General features: G+C 40.8%; 13 protein-coding genes. 6 read left to right on the forward strand and 7 right to left on the reverse strand.

Translation table 11 applies throughout. The features are described 5' to 3' along the window. Positions 1 to 88: 88 nt before the first annotated feature. The gene (locus F0342_RS02345; protein ID WP_149154436.1) at positions 89 to 1432 is read right to left on the reverse strand and encodes a GntP family permease; all 1344 of its coding nucleotides are present in this window, start codon (positions 1430 to 1432) and stop codon (positions 89 to 91) included. Positions 1433 to 1741: 309 nt separating this feature from the next. On the opposite strand from F0342_RS02345, the gene F0342_RS02350 reads away from it, so the two are divergent. Together F0342_RS02350 and F0342_RS02355 are read left to right on the forward strand one after the other, a co-directional pair. Next, positions 1742 to 2593, forward strand: a complete 852-nt coding sequence (locus tag F0342_RS02350) for a MurR/RpiR family transcriptional regulator (protein WP_149154437.1) — start codon at positions 1742 to 1744, stop codon at positions 2591 to 2593. Positions 2594 to 3144: 551 nt separating this feature from the next. Further along, positions 3145 to 4554: a sodium:solute symporter family protein gene (locus tag F0342_RS02355; protein ID WP_149154438.1), complete on the forward strand. Its 1410-nt coding sequence runs from the start codon at positions 3145 to 3147 to the stop codon at positions 4552 to 4554. Positions 4555 to 4614: 60 nt separating this feature from the next. On the opposite strand, the gene F0342_RS02360 is transcribed toward F0342_RS02355, so the two are convergent. The 3 genes from F0342_RS02360 to F0342_RS02370 all read right to left on the reverse strand — a co-directional run bounded on the left by F0342_RS02360 (position 4615) and on the right by F0342_RS02370 (position 9401). After that, complete coding sequence (locus F0342_RS02360; RefSeq protein ID WP_149154439.1) at positions 4615 to 5937, reverse strand: aspartate aminotransferase family protein; 1323 nt, start codon at positions 5935 to 5937, stop codon at positions 4615 to 4617. A 573-nt stretch (positions 5938 to 6510) separates the two neighbouring features. Next, the gene (locus tag F0342_RS02365) at positions 6511 to 7896 is read right to left on the reverse strand and encodes a YjiH family protein (RefSeq protein WP_149154440.1); all 1386 of its coding nucleotides are present in this window, start codon (positions 7894 to 7896) and stop codon (positions 6511 to 6513) included. A 131-nt stretch (positions 7897 to 8027) separates the two neighbouring features. After that, positions 8028 to 9401, reverse strand: a complete 1374-nt coding sequence (locus tag F0342_RS02370; protein ID WP_395940654.1) for a sigma-54 interaction domain-containing protein — start codon at positions 9399 to 9401, stop codon at positions 8028 to 8030. A gap of 229 nt (positions 9402 to 9630) precedes the next feature. Between F0342_RS02370 and kynU the strand changes: the two genes are divergently transcribed. Together kynU and kynB are read left to right on the forward strand one after the other, a co-directional pair. After that, entirely contained in the window at positions 9631 to 10914 is a 1284-nt protein-coding gene (kynU, locus tag F0342_RS02375) for a kynureninase (RefSeq protein ID WP_149154442.1), read from the forward strand. A gap of 25 nt (positions 10915 to 10939) precedes the next feature. Further along, entirely contained in the window at positions 10940 to 11563 is a 624-nt protein-coding gene (gene kynB, locus F0342_RS02380) for an arylformamidase (protein ID WP_149154443.1), read from the forward strand. Positions 11564 to 11737: 174 nt separating this feature from the next. Here the strand turns inward: kynB and F0342_RS25130 are convergent, their stop codons facing one another. Further along, the gene (locus F0342_RS25130) at positions 11738 to 11830 is read right to left on the reverse strand and encodes a putative holin-like toxin (protein ID WP_220154057.1); all 93 of its coding nucleotides are present in this window, start codon (positions 11828 to 11830) and stop codon (positions 11738 to 11740) included. A gap of 265 nt (positions 11831 to 12095) precedes the next feature. Here F0342_RS25130 and F0342_RS24640 point away from each other — a divergent pair, with 265 nt between their 5' ends. After that, positions 12096 to 12236, forward strand: coding sequence for a hypothetical protein (locus F0342_RS24640; RefSeq protein WP_172655744.1), 141 nt, complete (start codon positions 12096 to 12098; stop codon positions 12234 to 12236). A gap of 220 nt (positions 12237 to 12456) precedes the next feature. Here F0342_RS24640 and F0342_RS02385 read toward each other — a convergent pair whose 3' ends face one another. Then, the gene (locus tag F0342_RS02385) at positions 12457 to 14709 is read right to left on the reverse strand and encodes a UvrD-helicase domain-containing protein (RefSeq protein ID WP_149154444.1); all 2253 of its coding nucleotides are present in this window, start codon (positions 14707 to 14709) and stop codon (positions 12457 to 12459) included. A 258-nt stretch (positions 14710 to 14967) separates the two neighbouring features. Between F0342_RS02385 and F0342_RS02390 the strand changes: the two genes are divergently transcribed. Beyond that, on the forward strand, positions 14968 to 15201 hold the full coding sequence (locus F0342_RS02390; protein ID WP_149154445.1) for a hypothetical protein: 234 nt from the start codon (positions 14968 to 14970) through the stop codon (positions 15199 to 15201). A 905-nt stretch (positions 15202 to 16106) separates the two neighbouring features. Here F0342_RS02390 and F0342_RS02395 read toward each other — a convergent pair. After that, positions 16107 to 16652, reverse strand: coding sequence for a GNAT family N-acetyltransferase (locus F0342_RS02395; protein WP_149154446.1), 546 nt, complete (start codon positions 16650 to 16652; stop codon positions 16107 to 16109). Between the last annotated feature and the right edge of the window lie 499 nt (positions 16653 to 17151).

Genomic DNA, 17151 nt, shown 5'->3' on the forward strand with positions numbered 1-17151 from the left:
GAATTCTGACATCTTCGTTCCTCCTAAATAATAGAGAAAAGGAAGAAGCAACATGGCTCTTCCCTCTTCCACTATATTCTATCCTATTTTAACCAATGAAAATCCCTATAATGAATACTACGGCAAACCCTACAAATCCGATGAGCGTTTCCATCATCGTCCATGATTTTAACGTATCTTTCACATCTAATCCAAAATAACGGTTCACTAACCAGAATCCGCTATCATTTACATGAGAGAATACGGTTGCTCCTGCAGCGATGGAAATGACCATTAAGCCAAGGACCGGCCCTTCTAAGCCAAGAGTGGAAATTAATGGACTCATTAACCCCGCTGCCGTGACCATGGAGACAGTGGCTGAACCTTGTGCAACCCGTACCACCATTGCGATTAAGAAAGCAAGGGCAATCGGAGGCAAGCTTGAACCTGCCATCATTTCACCAAGTACTTCTCCGACACCTGAGTCGATCAGAACTTGCTTGAACACTCCACCGGCACCTGTAACAAGAATGATGATTCCAGCCGGCTCAAGTGCTTTTGTCGCAATATCCTGAACTTCCTGACGGGAATACCCACGTCTCGTTCCTAATAATGTAAACGTCAATAAAGTCGCAATCGTTAACGCTACGAACGGATGACCAAGGAACGTTAAGATTGAACGAATTGTATTACCTTCATCTAATAGAACACCCGATAGCGTATTCAATAAGATCAACACTAAAGGAATCGAGATAAGTGACGCAATCATTGCAAAGCTCGGAAGCTCTTTATCGTACTCGATCTCTTCCACTTGCATATAATCCGGAACCACAGCATGGATCCGTTTCGAAATGAATTTTGCAAAAAGTGGACCAGCGATGATCATGGATGGAATACCGGCAAGTGTACCGAATAAGATAACCCAGCCAAGGTCAGCACCAATTAAATCAGCTACAGCAATCGGTCCTGGTGTTGGCGGAATGAAGCTGTGTGTTACAGCAAGTCCTGCAAGTAAAGGAATCCCATAGTATAATAGCGACTTTCCAGTTTTCTTTGCCAAACCATATACGATCGGTACAAGAATGATGAATCCGACATCGAAGAATACTGGTATGGCTACTAAGAAACCTGTAATACCTAACGACCACTGGGCTTTATCTTCACCAAATTTATTAATCAGGGTTTGAGCCAAACGTTCCGCTCCCCCTGAAACTTCAAGCATACGACCGAACATTGCACCTAAACCAACAACGACAGCAACAAATCCGAGGGTCCCCCCCATTCCGCTTTGTATCGAAGCTACAACTTCCTGAAGAGGCATCCCTGCGGCGATACCTACAATTAAACTTACTAATAATAGGGCAACGAAAGCATGAAGCTTCGTTTTGATAACTAAAAATAATAGAAGAAAAATTCCGGCTAATGCAACTAAAATAAGCATTTGATCAGACATCTCTATCCCTACCTTTCATTCATGACGACAGCTTGGCTGCCAGATTTTTTTATAACGATTGATCCTGACTACCCGGGAAAGTAAAACGTTTACAATTTCCTCTATGTAACTTCTACTCTCTGACCTTACTTAACAGAAATGGCTTAAAGAAAGTTCATTTCGAAGTTTAAGATAACCAGGAAAATTATTTTCTGTATATCTCTATTATAAAAAATATTTTTCTTTTTGCAACCGTTTACAGAAATTATTTTTATTTTTCTAGTATTCTTGTATAATAAAATTATGAAAACCCTTACAGGAGTGATGTCTATGAGTCAACATCAGCATTGTTTAGCGAGTATACGTTCACACTATCCTCAATTTAGCGTGACCGAGAAAAAAATTGCCGACTATATACTTGAAAATCCAACTGAGATCATCCATTCGACGATTAATGGTTTGGCAGAAGATTTAGGAGTCGCGGATTCCACTGTCTTCCGTTTTTGTAAGCGAATCGGCTTTAAAGGTTATCAAGCGATGAAAATTGCCCTTGCCTCAGAAATCGTGACGGGGCTTAAGGACATACACGAGCGGGTTGATGAAGGGGACTCAACTCAAACCATTGCCACAAAAGTATTCCGATCAAATATCAAAACCATTGAAGACACATTGATGGTAGTCGATGAGAAAAAGTTTACAAAAGCTGTGGAAATAATGACGAATGCCCGATCAATCGAATTTTTCGGCAGTGGCGGATCAGGCGTCATCGCCCTTGACGCCTATCATAAATTCATTCGGACCGGCATACGTGTTCATGCTGCAAGTGACAGCCATATTCAGCTTATGACCGCTTCCCAAATGACGAGTGAAGATTGTGCTGTATTCATTTCCCATTCCGGCTCAACGAAAGATATTCTCCAAGTTCTTGATATTGTCAAAGAAACCGGGGCAAAGACAATCTGCATCACCAATTTTGCAAAATCTCCATTAAGCCAGGGGGTCGATACGTCCCTCTTCACCGTGTCAGAGGAAACCGACTATCGTTCAGAAGCACTATCTTCCCGTATTGCTCAATTAACATTAATTGATGCTCTCTATGTCAATCTGATGATGCAGAGAGAAATGGAAGGTCAGGATGCACTGAGAAAAATGCGCAAAGCCATTTCGGTTAAAAGGCTGTAAAAAGGTCGATCAGTGAAAACTGATCGACCTTTTTACTACCATCATTTACTATTACTCAACCTGACGAAATAAGTATTTATGCCTATTTATCCACGCTCATGAATAGGTATAAAGATTGATTTTCTTGTTTTTTCACACCTTGATTTATTTTAAATTTCAAATAATTCCTTCTATTCCTGCACCAATTGACCCGTATAGGCTTAGCTCCAATCCCATTTTTACCCATCTTGTGATTGACAGCTGAAAATCTTGTCAAATCAAGCTTTTCTACCATTTTTTATCGAAATGAATTTATGCTAAGGTTAATGAGAAATGTTTTTACGTGAGACAAGCATTCATAAAAACATCACAACGAAAGACATTTTCAAAGCCTCTTACACCTCTAAACTTTTTTCGGGTAGCTTTAGATTTTTAATTGGCAGGTAGAACTTTTCTACCTTCTTTTCAGGCTAAAAATGTGTTTAACTTTTCACCGGTGATCAAAATTGTGATTAAGAAATGAATCAACGTTCTCTCGCGTGAACAAATACTGTTCAGGAGATGATCGTTTTATGGAATTACAACAAAATCCTCATTTATTATGGTTTATTGGGATATATGCGGTACTCATGATTGGGATTGGAACGTATATGTCTAAGAAAGTATCCAACAGCAATGATTTTATTCTCGCTGGAAAAAGTCTTGGTCCATTTGTATTAATGGGTACACTGCTTGCAACATGGACTGGAAGCGGAAGTATTTCCGGAGGAGAAACATCTGTAGCATACAGCTTTGGAATTATTCCTTCCTTAATGCTCATGATTCCGACCCTTGTGGGAATCGGTATCCTTTACCTCGTCGCACCTAAAATTCGTGCATTCAGTAAATATACGGTTTCGGCAATCCTGGAAGAAAAATATGGTTCCACTGCACGAAACCTTTCGAGTGTCATTATTATCTTAGCGTATGTAGGAATTGTTTCTTATCAGATGAAAGGTTTCGGTTTTATTCTTAATTTAACAACAGGCATGTCAGTTGGTCTTGGTACGACCATTGGAGCTGCCTTGATTGTTTTTCTAGCGATGATCGGTGGCTTGCGTTCTGTATCTCAAACAGATGCACTAAGTGGTTTTCTCATGGTCGGTGGTTTAATCATTACCGTCCCCACTATTTTCTTCATCGCTGGGGGATGGGATGAAATTGTTAAAAATGTCCCTGCATCCCATATGTCAGCCACGGGCAACTTATCTATCATTCAATTGATCGGTTATTTATTGCCTTCTCTATTTTTGTTACTGGGTGACCAAAACATGTACCAGCGTCTGGCTTCATCTAAAGGAGATTCTTCATCAAGAAAAGGACAGATTGGATGGCTTATAGCCATGATCATCATTTCTCCTGCCATCTCCTTAATCGCCTTTGCATCCCGTTCTCTATTCCCAGATATCGATCCAGGAATGGCGCTAATGGCCACGACGATTGCGATGCCGATTGGAATCGGGGGAATCCTTTTGGCAGCAGCGGCTTCCTTTATCATTACAACAGGAAATTCGTATTTATTGTCTGCTGCAACGAATCTGACATATGATATTTACGGAAAATATATCAATCCAAATGCTTCTGATGATAAACAGTTGAAAATCACCAAGATGTTCATTGTTGTACTTGGTGCTTTAGCATTCATTATCATTAATTACTTCCCAAGTGTACTGGATGTTCAAATGTATGCTTACACTGTTTATGGTGCAGGCATCACTCCGGCCGTTTTAGCCGTATTCTTCTGGAAACGGGTGAATGCTGCCGGAGGCGTTTCTTCCATGATTACAGGGGTAGTTTCCACATTGGTTTGGGAGATCGTCCTTCAGAAACCATTTGATCTAAACAGTGTCGTCATTGCGGTTCCGTTAGCCATTGTTGTGTTGATCGTCGTGACTCTTATGACATCTAACAAGAATGATCCTCAATTACAACAAACTGCATAATGTCATGGTAAAAAGGCCGGATTCAGGTACAGTTATGTACCTTGAATCCGGCCTTTACGTTTAATCGAAATGACTCATCAATGTAGCCTCATACTCACTCAATGCTTCATCCAGCATGCGAAGTCCAGTATCTATTTGCTCCTTTGTCACAGTAAGCGGTGGAATCATCCTGATCACTTCACTATGATTTCCGCATAGATAGAATAATACGCCTTTTTCCAAAGCACGATCCAGAATATCCATTAAGCCTTCCTGATTTGGTTTTCCTGTTTGAGGATGAACGATTTCAATGCCAATCATCAGTCCGACTGATCGAATGCTCCCGATCACGTTATGTTTCTCCTTCAAAAGCTCGAGTTTGGAAACGGCATAAGCCCCCATTGTTTTCGTATTATCGAGAAGATTTTCTTCCTTCATGACTTCTAATGTAGCAAGTCCAACGGAACACGCAATCGGATTTCCACCAAACGTCGTCCCATGGCTCCCAAGTGGCCATTGTTTCATGAGCTTATTCGATGCGACAGTCGCGCTCAGGGGAAGCCCCGAGGCAATCCCTTTTGCAATCGCCATAATATCCGGTGTTACATCAAAGGTTTGAGCTGCAAACCAATTCCCCGTACGTCCAAAACCTGTTTGGACTTCATCGAAAATCAGTAAAATATCGTGACGATCACATATCTCCCTTACTTTTTTGAGCCAAGCTTTCGGAGGAACGATGTACCCACCTTCACCAAGGACAGGTTCTAATATGACACACGCTACCTCTTCAGGAGTGACCTGATGATTAAAGAGAGTTTCGAAATCCTTTTCAAGCTTCTCAACAACATAATGAACGGAATCAAGTCCCTTTGGACACTCTCGTTCATTCGCATATGGAACCTGATAAGTCAGGCCGGATGGCTGCATAAACTTTCGATACTTACTCTTAGAAGTCGTGACACTTAACGCACCAAGTGAACGACCGTGAAAACAGCCGGTGAAGGAAACAACATATGGACGCTTCTTTACATATTTCGCCAGCTTGATTGCACCCTCAATCGCTTCTGTACCACTATTGGCAAAGAAAAAGCTATCTAAGTCTCCTGGAAGAATCTCCGCCAGTTCATCAGCCAATCGAAGGATCGATTCATACATGATGACACCTGATGGACCGTGCATAAGCCCATCTGCTGCATCTTTAATCGCTTGTACAATTTTTGGATGACGATGTCCAACATTCGTTACGGCAATTCCAGAGGTGAAATCAAGATATTTCTTTCCGTCCAACCCGTAGTAATAGCACCCCTCTTCTTTCACTACCGGTAAGTTCGGGTGATCTTTTGCCATACTGGGTGCCAGACGATTAGGCATATTTTGAATAAGCTGTTCAAATGTTTGTTTCATTCTAGTAACCTCCATATATGTGACTGACAAATTTTTGCATAACGCTCTTTTCTCAAGGATTGTTGCTTTTTAACATAAGCTCTGCAAGGCTCTGTCAATTAGCATGTGCTAGATGGTGAGGAGAACGGGTCCGCTTGCAGCTAGCGTTCGGCCGAGCCTACTCAGCTTAGCCGAACGGGGTCTCGACATGCCCAAAATCCACCGGAGTCTGCGCAGTTCCCCTCACCATCTTTAAATAGAATTTTTGTGACAGAGCTTTAAAGATGTGCAAGAAAACAATGTAACTAGAAAAAATAATTCTTCTTTTATAAAAGGGAAATCAATCTCTACTCACCTTGAATAAGGTTGTTTGCTAAAATTCTTGTTATTATTGATTTCTATTAAGGATACATGCTCAGAAAGTTGATTGGAGCGGAAGGATGCTCGACTCCTGCGGGAATAGCTGGACAGGTGAGACCCCACAGGCGAAGCCGAGGAGGCTCACCGCCAGCCCCGCGGAAAGCGAGCATCCTGTAGCGGAAATCAACTATTACTTTCTTCTCTAAAATAACAACAAACTTAACGAAATGAGCCTTACATAAAGAAGAAATGAGCCAATAAAGCGACGATAGGTAAAGTAATAATCGTACGTTGAATAAAGATTATGAATAAATCTAAAAAGCTGATCGGAATCTTGGATTTGATTAATAGAATACCAATCTCAGACATGTAAATTAATTGAGTCAAAGACATGGCGGCAATGACGAATCTTGTTAACTCACTCTCAATTCCGCTCCCTACTACAGCAGGTAAAAACATGTCTGCGAAACCAACGATCATGGCGGGAGCCGCATCTGCCGCCTGTGGAATTTGCAATAGCTCTAATAGTGGAATAATCGGATACGCCAATATGTCAAACACAGGAGTATATTCCGCTACTATTAAAGCAATAGTTCCAAGGGCCATCACCAAAGGAATAAGGCCAAACCAGATATCCAGTACGTTCTGGAATCCTTTTTTCGTTACCTCTCCAACACTTTTCACTTCTGATGCTTTTTCTACCGCTTTTTCAAACCCCCATTGAAAACGGGATACATTTTCAGGAACGGTTTCGGAGATTTGCATGCCAACCGGCTCATAATACGTGTCTTTCTTTCGGGAAAGGGGCGGAATACGCGGGCATATGACCGCAGCTGCTATCCCTGCAATAACCACTGTCGCATACAGTTGAACAAACATTGATTCCAATCCGATGAAGCTGACAATCACTAGACTGAAAGCGATTGAAGCAACTGAAAAGTTTGTGGCAATGACTGCTGCTTCCCGCTTTGTGTAGTAGCCTTCTTCAAATTGTTTTGTTGTAATCAATACGCCGACGGTACCACTCCCCATCCAGGATGCAAGGGCATCGATGGACGATCGTCCCGGCAATTGGAAAAGAGGCTTCATGATTTTCTGCAGCAGGGTACCGAAGAAATCCATCAGTCCAAAATCTAAAAGCAGGGGCATCAATAAGCCTGCAAATAAAAACCAAGTCGTTAAGACAGGAACTAATGAATACAATACGGTTCCTCCCGTAAAGTCAGAAATGATCCACGCGGGACCCATTCCATTTACCGTCATCACCGCAAATATCGAACCCAGGACGCGAATAGCAATCCAAAAGAATCCTACGTCAAATAATCCTTTAAAGAACGAGTGGTTTACAATCCACTGAGGTTTAAACATTTTCGTATAAATAGCCATAAGAGCTGATACACCAAAAACCACTGTCATGAATAATGGCAGTACACCTTCGAGCATCCCTTGAAAATAAGAAGCAAATATTCCGACCCCGATTGTCATGTTCCCATCATATGTAACAGGAACAAGGAACAACAGTACTCCTAACAAGGACGGAATGATAAACTTCATTGCTTCTCTTGACGTTCTGCCTGACCGGGTTTCTAATTGACTAACACTTTGTTTTCCAACTTCCATTGTCAACACCCCTTTAAAATTCATCCATAATCCCTAATCATTCGAGAATCACTTATGCTTCGTATTAATATCCCCTTTCTTCACCTTTCTGTTATTTTCACCTTATTACTTGCAAGTTTCATGCCAATATACTATTTTATTTTGTATTTTTGAAGTTTTCTGACTATTGAAGGTTGACTAATTCCCAAGTTTTGAGCCATTTGAGTAGTAGTCTTATACTTCTCCCTCGCATTCTTTAATACTTGTTCTTCGACCGATTCAAGAATGTCTTTTAATGATTGACCATTGTACTCAAATCCTGAAATATCAGCACTATGCTTTATGTATGGACCAGGCAGGTTTTCCATTTCAATTAATGGCTTGGAAGATGTCACAATCAGCCTTTCAATTATATTCATTAGCTCTCTGACATTCCCTTTCCAATCTTGAATCAACAACTGATGAACAACTCCTTCATCTAGCTCTCTTTGGCGCTGATATTTTTCACAAAAATGATTTACAAAGTAATCGATCATCGTAATAATGTCTGATGTTCTCTCTCTCAATGGAGGAATCGTAATAGGAACCACATTCAAACGGAAGAATAAATCCCTCCTGAATTCTTTCTCCTCTACAGCCGCCTCTAAATCCTTGTTCGTAGCTGCCAGTACCCGGAAGTCAACCTTTCTTTGCTTCGTACCGCCTACGCGATAAAATTGTTTCTCCTGAATGAACTTTAGAATTTTGACCTGGTTTGATAGAGATAGTTCCCCTATTTCATCTAAAAACAGGGTGCCGCCTTCAGCGAGTTCTGCTAAACCTACTTTCCCTTTGCGGTCCGCTCCCGTGAAAGACCCGGGTTCATACCCAAAGAATTCTGCTTCAAATAACGAGTCTGGTATCGCTCCACAATTGACCTCAATGAACGGGCCGCCTTTTCGTTGACTTTTGTTATGTATGAATTTCGCAATATGGGACTTACCGACACCGGATTCCCCCAGCAGGAGGACGTTCACATCGACTTCTGCTACTTGCAGGGCAACCTGTAACACCTTTTTCATCTCATCACTCGAGGCAATGATCCCTTCCGAATAGTAATGACGGCTCCTAAGGATTTCAAGCTCGCTTTTCACCCTCTCCATCTCATCTTCCATTTCCGTTAAATACTTTTTCATATTCAATAATTCCGTTACATCATGGGAATAGCTTACGATTCTCACTAGTTCACCGGTTTCATTGAATACCGGGATCCCTGTAACGAGTAGTTTCTTGCCTTCTTTACTCGTCTGGACCAACGTTATTTTTTTCTTTTCTTTTAGAACGATCGGAGTTAATATTGGAGAAAAAACCCCTTCTTTTTCCAGATCATATACAGATTTCCCTACCATGTCTGCCGAGTTCACGTTGTAAATATCCCCGGTTGCGTCACTCACTTTCAAGATAATCCCATCTGTATTGGTTACTAAAATATCATCTTGCAGCGAATGAAGAATCTCCTCATTTTCATTCCAACTTTTATTCTTTATAGTCACAGACAGCATCCCCTTTGAAAGTCTTGAAATTATTCAATAATGAATAATTATCCTGATAAAATTTATATTAATTCATTTATAACAAAGCTTTTTGACTTTTTATACATTTTTGAATAGATTATTCAATATTAAATACCTTTTACTCTATTAGGTCAAGAAATTATTTTACTATTCGAACCATTTCGATTATCATTTTGGTAAGACTGTTTAAGGTGGGATAGGGATGACAGATGGAGAGAAGTTGACGTTGGAACACGCTAAGGAACTGGACAGGCAGGATTCATTGGCCCATTTCCGGAATGAATTTTACATAAAGAAAAATCACTATTATATGGATGGGAACTCATTAGGCTTATTATCAAAACGGGCAGAGAAGGCGTTACTTACGTCTTTGGAAGATTGGAAGGAACATGGAATCGATGGCTGGATGGATGGGCAGGAGCCATGGTTCTATTATTCTGAAAAGCTTGGAGAAATGACAGCCCCTTTAGTTGGGGCAGAAAAGGAAGAAGTGATTGTGACGGGTTCCATTACGACAAACCTTCATCAGTTACTCGCCACATTCTATCAACCTGATGGAAAACGCACCAAAATCTTAGCAGATGAATTGACTTTCCCTTCGGATATTTACGCTGTTCAAAGTCAGCTGGAGTTAAAAGGTTACACCCCTGATGAACATCTTATTCAGGTAAAAAGCAGAGACGGATACACATTAAGAGAAGAGGACATCATCAGGGATATGACGGATGATATTGCTCTGATTCTATTACCATCCGTTCTCTATCGAAGTGGACAACTCCTGGATATGAAGCGATTGACGAGCGCAGCCCATAAACGTGGCATTGTGATTGGATTCGATTTGGCCCATTCGATTGGAGCTCTTCCCCATCAATTACATGCTGACGGAGTAGACTTTGCTGTGTGGTGTAATTACAAATATTTAAATAGTGGCCCGGGTGGTGTAGGCGGATTATTTGTTCATAACAGGCATAAAGGGAAAAAACCTGGTCTTTCCGGATGGTTCAGCTCCCGTAAGGATAAGCAGTTTGATATGGATCATACGTTGACCCATGCAGATTCTGCAGGTGCCTTCCAAATTGGGACCCCGCATATATTAAGCAGTGCTCCTTTACTTGGCTCGTTGGAGTTATTTGAAGAAGCCGGCATTGAGAATCTGAGAAGAAAGTCCCTTTCGCTTACACGATTTATGATGGATCTATTTCAACAAGAGCTTTCACAGTATGGGTTTACAATCTGTAACCCACTTGAAGATGATCAGAGAGGCGGACACATTAGTTTAAAGCATGAAGAGACGGCAAGAATTTGTAAAGCCTTGAAGGTGAACAATGTCACACCTGACTTCCGTTCACCAAATGTGATTCGACTGGCTCCCGTGGCTCTCTATTCTTCCTATGAAGATGTATGGGAGACCATTCAAATCTTGAAAACCATCATGGACAAGGAAGAATATAAGAAGTTTGAAAATACGCGGAATGTTGTAGCGTAACTTCTTTTAGAAAGGATGAGACCGTTTGAAGATCATTGATATTTCCCGCCCTTTACACAATGATACTCCTGTCTGGCCAGGGGACACTCCCTTTTCTTTCTCATTGAATTGGACGATGGAGGAAACGGGATCCGTGAATGTCGGTCAGCTTACCATGAGTTCTCATACTGGAACACACGTCGATGCTCCCTTCCACTTTGACAAAGCTGGAAAGAGAATATTGGACCTGCCATTAGAGAGGTTTATGGGGCCGGCCATCGTTGTATCGGTGGAGAATGCTGCAGAAATAAGTAGTAAACTAATGGATAAGGTCGACTTTTCAGGAGTTAAGAAGGTGCTTTTCAAGACGAATGCCTGGAAGAATCCCAAGCAGTTTCCTGAACGCATTCCTCCCATTGCGAAAGAGCTCGCACCTTTTTTGAAGGAAAAAGGGATTGATTTGATTGGAGTGGATCTTCCTTCAGTGGATCCATTGGATAGTAAGGAGCTGACTGCTCACCATTCATTACGGCAACATGACATCGGAATATTGGAAGGGATTGTCCTTGACCACGTAGAGCCTGGACGGTATGAATTGGTAGCCCTCCCCCTCCCTCTTAAAGAAGGAGATGGATCTCCCGTCCGAGCCATTTTAATGGATCGAACTTGATAAGATTCCTTTACAGGTTTTCCCTTCATTTTGTATAATATAATAGAAAAGTTCATTGCTTAAATACAGAGTTCTGGCTGCCACCAGAACTCTGACAGTATACATTGCCGTGAGCAATTTATCCTTTAATAAGATAGAAGTAACCTTTCCCTTGCAGTTGTCATAGTGGGTGGGTTACTTCTTTTTTTGTTGCGTGACTGCGATTATTGCTACTGTTAATGTACCAAAGGCAATCATCAGTTGTAGTACGTCTGCCGTTTCGATCATTCCTGCTCATCACCTCCCATCTTAAGGGAGCTGCCTCTTGCCCACCCAGCTATGTACACCGTACACATATTTTAACACAAAAACGAACGTATGTTCTATAATTCTGAGCATATTTAGAAAATAGTTCCTTTTTACTGAATTTGACCCCGTCTATAAATTGTTTTAAATCGCATATATTCACTTCTTCTTTTCATAGACTAACAATATAGATGTTTAAAATGATAAAAAATGGACCATAGCTATGTTAAAAAAAGGAGGCGGTACAATGGGAATTACCATCACTTTGGGTTTAGTCGTGATGCTTGGAATGGTTTTGGGTATTCTTATTTATTTCTTAAGACAAGCTTTGGATTCAAATGATTCGAAAAAGATTGACTCTCATGATCATGATCATTTTTCGCAATGATGATTTGGTCCTTCAATGACCGCTAGCGAAATTTGTCATTTTTTGTAGAACGGTCGATATCTTGAAAATACGGTTGATAAATTGAAAGAACAGTTGATAAATTTTAATAAAGGTTGATATCTTTCTATAAAGGTCGATAAATCCTTATAACGGTTGTATCTTTACGGTCAGCAAAGCAAAAAGCCCGCACGTCCTGTCTTCCAGGACGCCCGGGCTCTTTTTATTCAGTGATTTCCTTTTCGCCAAGCTTCATTGGACTTGAGCAAAGGGGACAAACCTTGGATTCCGTATCTTCATGGGTTTCCGGTCGCTGCCAGGCAATGCACTTGGTATTTGTGCAAACCCAGGCCAAGATCTTACTCACCTTCCCACTCCTCGCCTTTTTATTTGTCTTCGGCTGATCCGTGTGGGGAGTATTCGTAAATAAGTCTGCAATAAAACGGGAGCATTTTCGCTGTTCACCTTGATAATAGGCAGGAGAAGAAATAAACAATTTCTCTTTTGCCCTCGTGATGGCTACATACGCAAGCCGTCTTTCTTCTTCTATTGCACTCAAAGCCTTTTCTTTTTGATTCGGATCTTTGTATACCTTATCTTCAAGCTTATTGGCATTCAGCGCTGAGCTATGAGGAAGGTTTCCTTCAATTGCACCGATCAAAAACACGACGGGGAACTCCAAGCCCTTAGAACGGTGAATCGTCATTAACGATACGCTGTTTGTGTTCTTTTTTTGACTCTGATTTGAATAGATTTCCTCATACTTTGCTTTCATCTCATCAATAAAGGTAATAAAACTCGAAATCGTATCAAAGCGCTTCGCCGATCCTTCAAGTTCGTCCAGCATTTCTTTAATGAGTTCCTTCTGTTCTGTTACCACATGTGATTCCTGGGCATCAATGTATTGATGATAGAACTCTTTCCTGATCCGTTTGATCGCAGCTTCCGGTGACTGGTCTCCGATCGACTTTAGAAATTTCATCCGTTCTTTTATATTCTTTACCTGAAACGGCTTCAATCCTGATAATGTCGTTAAATGGATGAGAGGAAATTTCTTTCTCTCTATACGATCTTCCTCCAGAATGTGAGCCATCCCCCGGTCCCTTCTTATAAATAGAGTCGGCAGCAGGGATTCCATGGCTGAGAAGTTCCTGGGAACAATCGATAACCGCAAGTAATCCACCACCGGTTTCACCGTCCAGTTTTCATAGAAGAGGGAATCCTTTTGATTATAAGGCGTGAAAGGAATCTCCTTTAATAGCAGTTGCTCAAAGACTGCCCGCCCGCTGCTCATGGTGCGGTGAAGAATCGTCATATCCCCATATGTATATCCTTCTCCTATTAACCGATGGATTTCTTCTGTGATCCAGACGGCCTCTTCATCTGCAGTAGCCGGTCTTGAATAAAGAGGCTTTTGTCCTTCCACCTTAGTGGCGATAAGCTCCTTAACACGACGGTGTTCATTCTGTCCTATCACTTTATTGCCCAACCCGATGATATAGGCATCCGATCGGTAGTTCTCTTTCAAAGTTACAACCTTTGCATCCGGGAACTCTTCATCAAAATCCAAAATAAATTCGTTTCTGGCACCATTAAAGGTGTAGATCGTTTGGTCATCATCTCCTACTACGAACAAATTCCGATGAGCCGCAATCAACTTCATAAGCTCATATTGTACGAGATTCGTATCCTGGAATTCATCGACCATCACGTACTGGAAACGGTGCTGAAGAGAGGTCAAAAGGTTAGGATTCGAAAGTAATAATTGATATGCCTCTGTCAATATATCATCGAAATCCATTTTATGATTCAGCCGCTTCCACTCTTCATATTTTAAGAGAATGTCACGCACTTCTTTTTCCGACTTGGATTTCTGTGAAAGATCCCTGATATCTTTTTGATTCAACTTAAAATGAGAGAGTTTTGCGAGGAGCGTCTCTGCATCATAAGGATCATATATCTTCATTTCTCTCTGAATTTGCTTCAAGATAATTTGTTTATAGCGTTCGTTCCCGATCACCTCTTGTGTGTAGTGACGGGATCTAAGTAGATAAAGAAACAGGGCATGAAACGTGCTGGCATGAACCTGTCCTCCAGCTTCCGTCCCCGGCAGACTTGAAATCCTCTGCTTCATTTCTTCCGCCGCTTTCTTTGTAAATGTCACGAGTAAAATATTTCTCGGCTCAATATTTTTCACAGTCATCAAGTAACCTGCCCGGCAAACGAGGACTGTTGTCTTTCCAGTCCCTGCACCAGCCAGGGTTAAGCACGGGCCCATCACATGACGCACGGCCTCTATCTGAGAAGCATTCAAATGAATGCCTGCTTCCTCCATCGTCCGAAAGAAAAAAGCATCCTCTTCATGGGAGGATATCAGCTGTTTCGTCGTGTCTCCCTTATGGAGTGGTGCTACCGGGATTTCCTTCTTTTCCGCTTCATATGGATAAATGGAATAGTTTATTAATACTTTATTCAAAGCTCATTCTCCTAGCTTTTCTTTACGATTCATAACCTTCTCATCATAACAAGAGCCCTTCAAAAATAGCAATGACAATCTCAGGATGATAGGGATAGAATACTGGATATGTCCATACTATTAAACGATTGTTTAATCCCTTGAACCCTAATAGAATAAATGTTTTGAAAGACTAATCAAACGTTTGTTTAAATCAGATATGCTCCCCGGGGATTAACATATTGAAAGAAAAGGTAATAGAACATTAGGTGATAAATGATGAATCTAACCAAATGGGGCTTTACCCGCTTCAACAGTATAAAAGCAGAATTTGACCTTTTCCCCCACTCTCAAGTCAACCTAAGGAAGATCAGAAACTATTACTTCGTAAATAAAGTTCACTGGTCCCACCTTGATCCTGTCGTGGAAACACATCATCTAGAAGAAATGGAACTGCTTGTGAACCGGGAAATGGACTTGGAAAAGTACTATCTTAATAGAAGATTGGAATAACGACAGTTTTTTCTCACAATTCATGAATATATTTTTAATGAGGGAGGAACTACGTGCTGTTCCTCTGTAGAATGCCTGCTTTTAAAGTGACGTTCAATACTTTGTTAAATGATTTTTAGTGTTTGGTCTTTCTACTCCTTATTCTTTTAAGTGACAAATAATGAAGAAGCACAAAGTGGATTGGAGCGGAAGGTGCTCGACTCCTGCGGGAAAAGCGGGAAAGTTGAGACCCCACAGGGCAAAGCCCGAGGAGGCTCAACTCACGCCCCGCGGAAAGCGAGCACCTGCAGCGGAAAGGAACGTTCAAGGTTTTGTTGAATTTACTTTTTAGGACTAATAAAAATGATTTTCAAAAAACAAGAAAGATTGAGATAAAGTAAGATAACCGACTATTTCATCGTTAAAAACAGCCCAGATCCCATTATATTGATTATTCTGAACATTTGCATTAATTTTAGAGTTTGTTAATATATAATTAATAAAAGATTTACAAACACAAACTTTAAAGGAAGGCGTGATTCCAATGAAGTAAGCTAGCAAAGCATGTCAGCATCACATCTCGCTTTTGAGATCGGCCCGTGAAAACTGATTTCAAGATGTGTGGATATGCGGGAATGCGCAATCTTATTTCAGGAGATGATTCCAATGAAGAGTGTAAGCGAAGCATGCTAGCATCATGGTACGCAAGAAGATAGCCCGTGAAAACTATCTTCGTAACATGTGGGTGTGTGGGAAAATCAGCTGCAAGAGAAAATAAACTAAATAATACATGCAATACCATTAATTCAAAAGAATGTTAAGTATGTGTATTAGTAAGAAAGGATAGTAAAGTTAATTGAATAAGGTTTACTTAAGTTAAGGCGCTGTTTATGTGATATAGACATAAGCAGCGTCTTAAATTTTGTTTAAAACTCTTCTTTCAACAGGGAACAAACAGCTGCATCACAAAAGATTCCTTTTTCAAATGCCGCTTTTCTCAATATTCCTTCGAACATAAACCCTGCTTTTTCAAGACATTTCTTTGAAGCCGTGTTCTCCGGATCATAAAAAGCTTCAATTCTATTAAGGGACATTTCTTCAAATCCGTACTGCAGGATCGGTCTTAATACCTCGGACATGACCCCTTGTCTCCAATAGGTTGGATGAACCTCAAATCCCACCTCGGCTTTAAAGTGTTCTTTTTCCCACTGATGAAAACCGCAGCTTCCAATGATTTCGTCTGTTTCTTTTAAAGCAATCCCCCATCTGATCCCTTCATTTTTCTGAAATCTCCCGTTCCATCTGTTGATGATTTCAATGGCTTGTATTTCTTCTTGAAACGAATCTAAATCATAATAACGAGTGACTTCATCTTTTGAAAAATAGTCAAATACTTGGGGAGCATCTTCTTCTTCCATCTTTCTTAAGAGGAATCTTTCTGTTTCAAGCACCGGAAAGGTTCTTGTCAGCATAATCATTCTCCTTTTCTTCTTGTTCTCTTTTATTATTCAACATTGTATTTTTTAATGCCTTCTTGAAAATTGAATTTCTCATAAAATCTTATACTCGTGATCAGAAGCGTTGGTTTGTATTCTTTCCTTATTCTGGTTACAATCGATCTAATAGGCTCTTTTCGCAAAGATTGTTTTTTAACAAAAGTTCTGCTTGGGCTCTGTCAATCAGTATGGACTGGATGGTGAGAGGAACTACTTCGCTTGCAGCTAGCGTTCGGCCGAGCCTCATCAGCTTAGCCGAACGGGGTCTCGGCACGCCCGTACTTCCGCAGGAGTCTACGCAGTTCCCCTCACCATCTTTAAAAGTTTTTTCGTGACAGAGCTATAAGGTCTTAATTACAGCCTACTAAGAAGACAGAACTCTTCAATAGGATATTACTTCTACTCACCTTAAAAGAGGTGGTTTGCTAAGTTATTCTTATGAAAAACATGCTTAGAAAGTTGATTCTCGCTGCAG

Origin of the sequence: Bacillus sp. CH30_1T, from assembly GCF_008364765.1 — a bacterium.
Taxonomy (GTDB): domain Bacteria; phylum Bacillota; class Bacilli; order Bacillales; family Bacillaceae_B; genus Rossellomorea.

What these genes read in the sequence shown, in the direction of transcription:
- F0342_RS02345 (WP_149154436.1), bottom strand. Translation starts at nt 1,432, where the DNA reads ATGTCTGATCAAATGCTTATTTTAGTTGCATTAGCCGGAATTTTTCTT.
- F0342_RS02350 (WP_149154437.1), top strand. Translation starts at nt 1,742, where the DNA reads ATGAGTCAACATCAGCATTGTTTAGCGAGTATACGTTCACACTATCCT.
- F0342_RS02355 (WP_149154438.1), top strand. Translation starts at nt 3,145, where the DNA reads ATGGAATTACAACAAAATCCTCATTTATTATGGTTTATTGGGATATAT.
- F0342_RS02360 (WP_149154439.1), bottom strand. Translation starts at nt 5,937, where the DNA reads ATGAAACAAACATTTGAACAGCTTATTCAAAATATGCCTAATCGTCTG.
- F0342_RS02365 (WP_149154440.1), bottom strand. Translation starts at nt 7,896, where the DNA reads ATGGAAGTTGGAAAACAAAGTGTTAGTCAATTAGAAACCCGGTCAGGC.
- kynU (WP_149154442.1), top strand. Translation starts at nt 9,631, where the DNA reads ATGACAGATGGAGAGAAGTTGACGTTGGAACACGCTAAGGAACTGGAC.
- F0342_RS25130 (WP_220154057.1), bottom strand. Translation starts at nt 11,830, where the DNA reads ATGATCGAAACGGCAGACGTACTACAACTGATGATTGCCTTTGGTACA.
- F0342_RS24640 (WP_172655744.1), top strand. Translation starts at nt 12,096, where the DNA reads ATGGGAATTACCATCACTTTGGGTTTAGTCGTGATGCTTGGAATGGTT.
- F0342_RS02390 (WP_149154445.1), top strand. Translation starts at nt 14,968, where the DNA reads ATGAATCTAACCAAATGGGGCTTTACCCGCTTCAACAGTATAAAAGCA.
- F0342_RS02395 (WP_149154446.1), bottom strand. Translation starts at nt 16,652, where the DNA reads ATGCTGACAAGAACCTTTCCGGTGCTTGAAACAGAAAGATTCCTCTTA.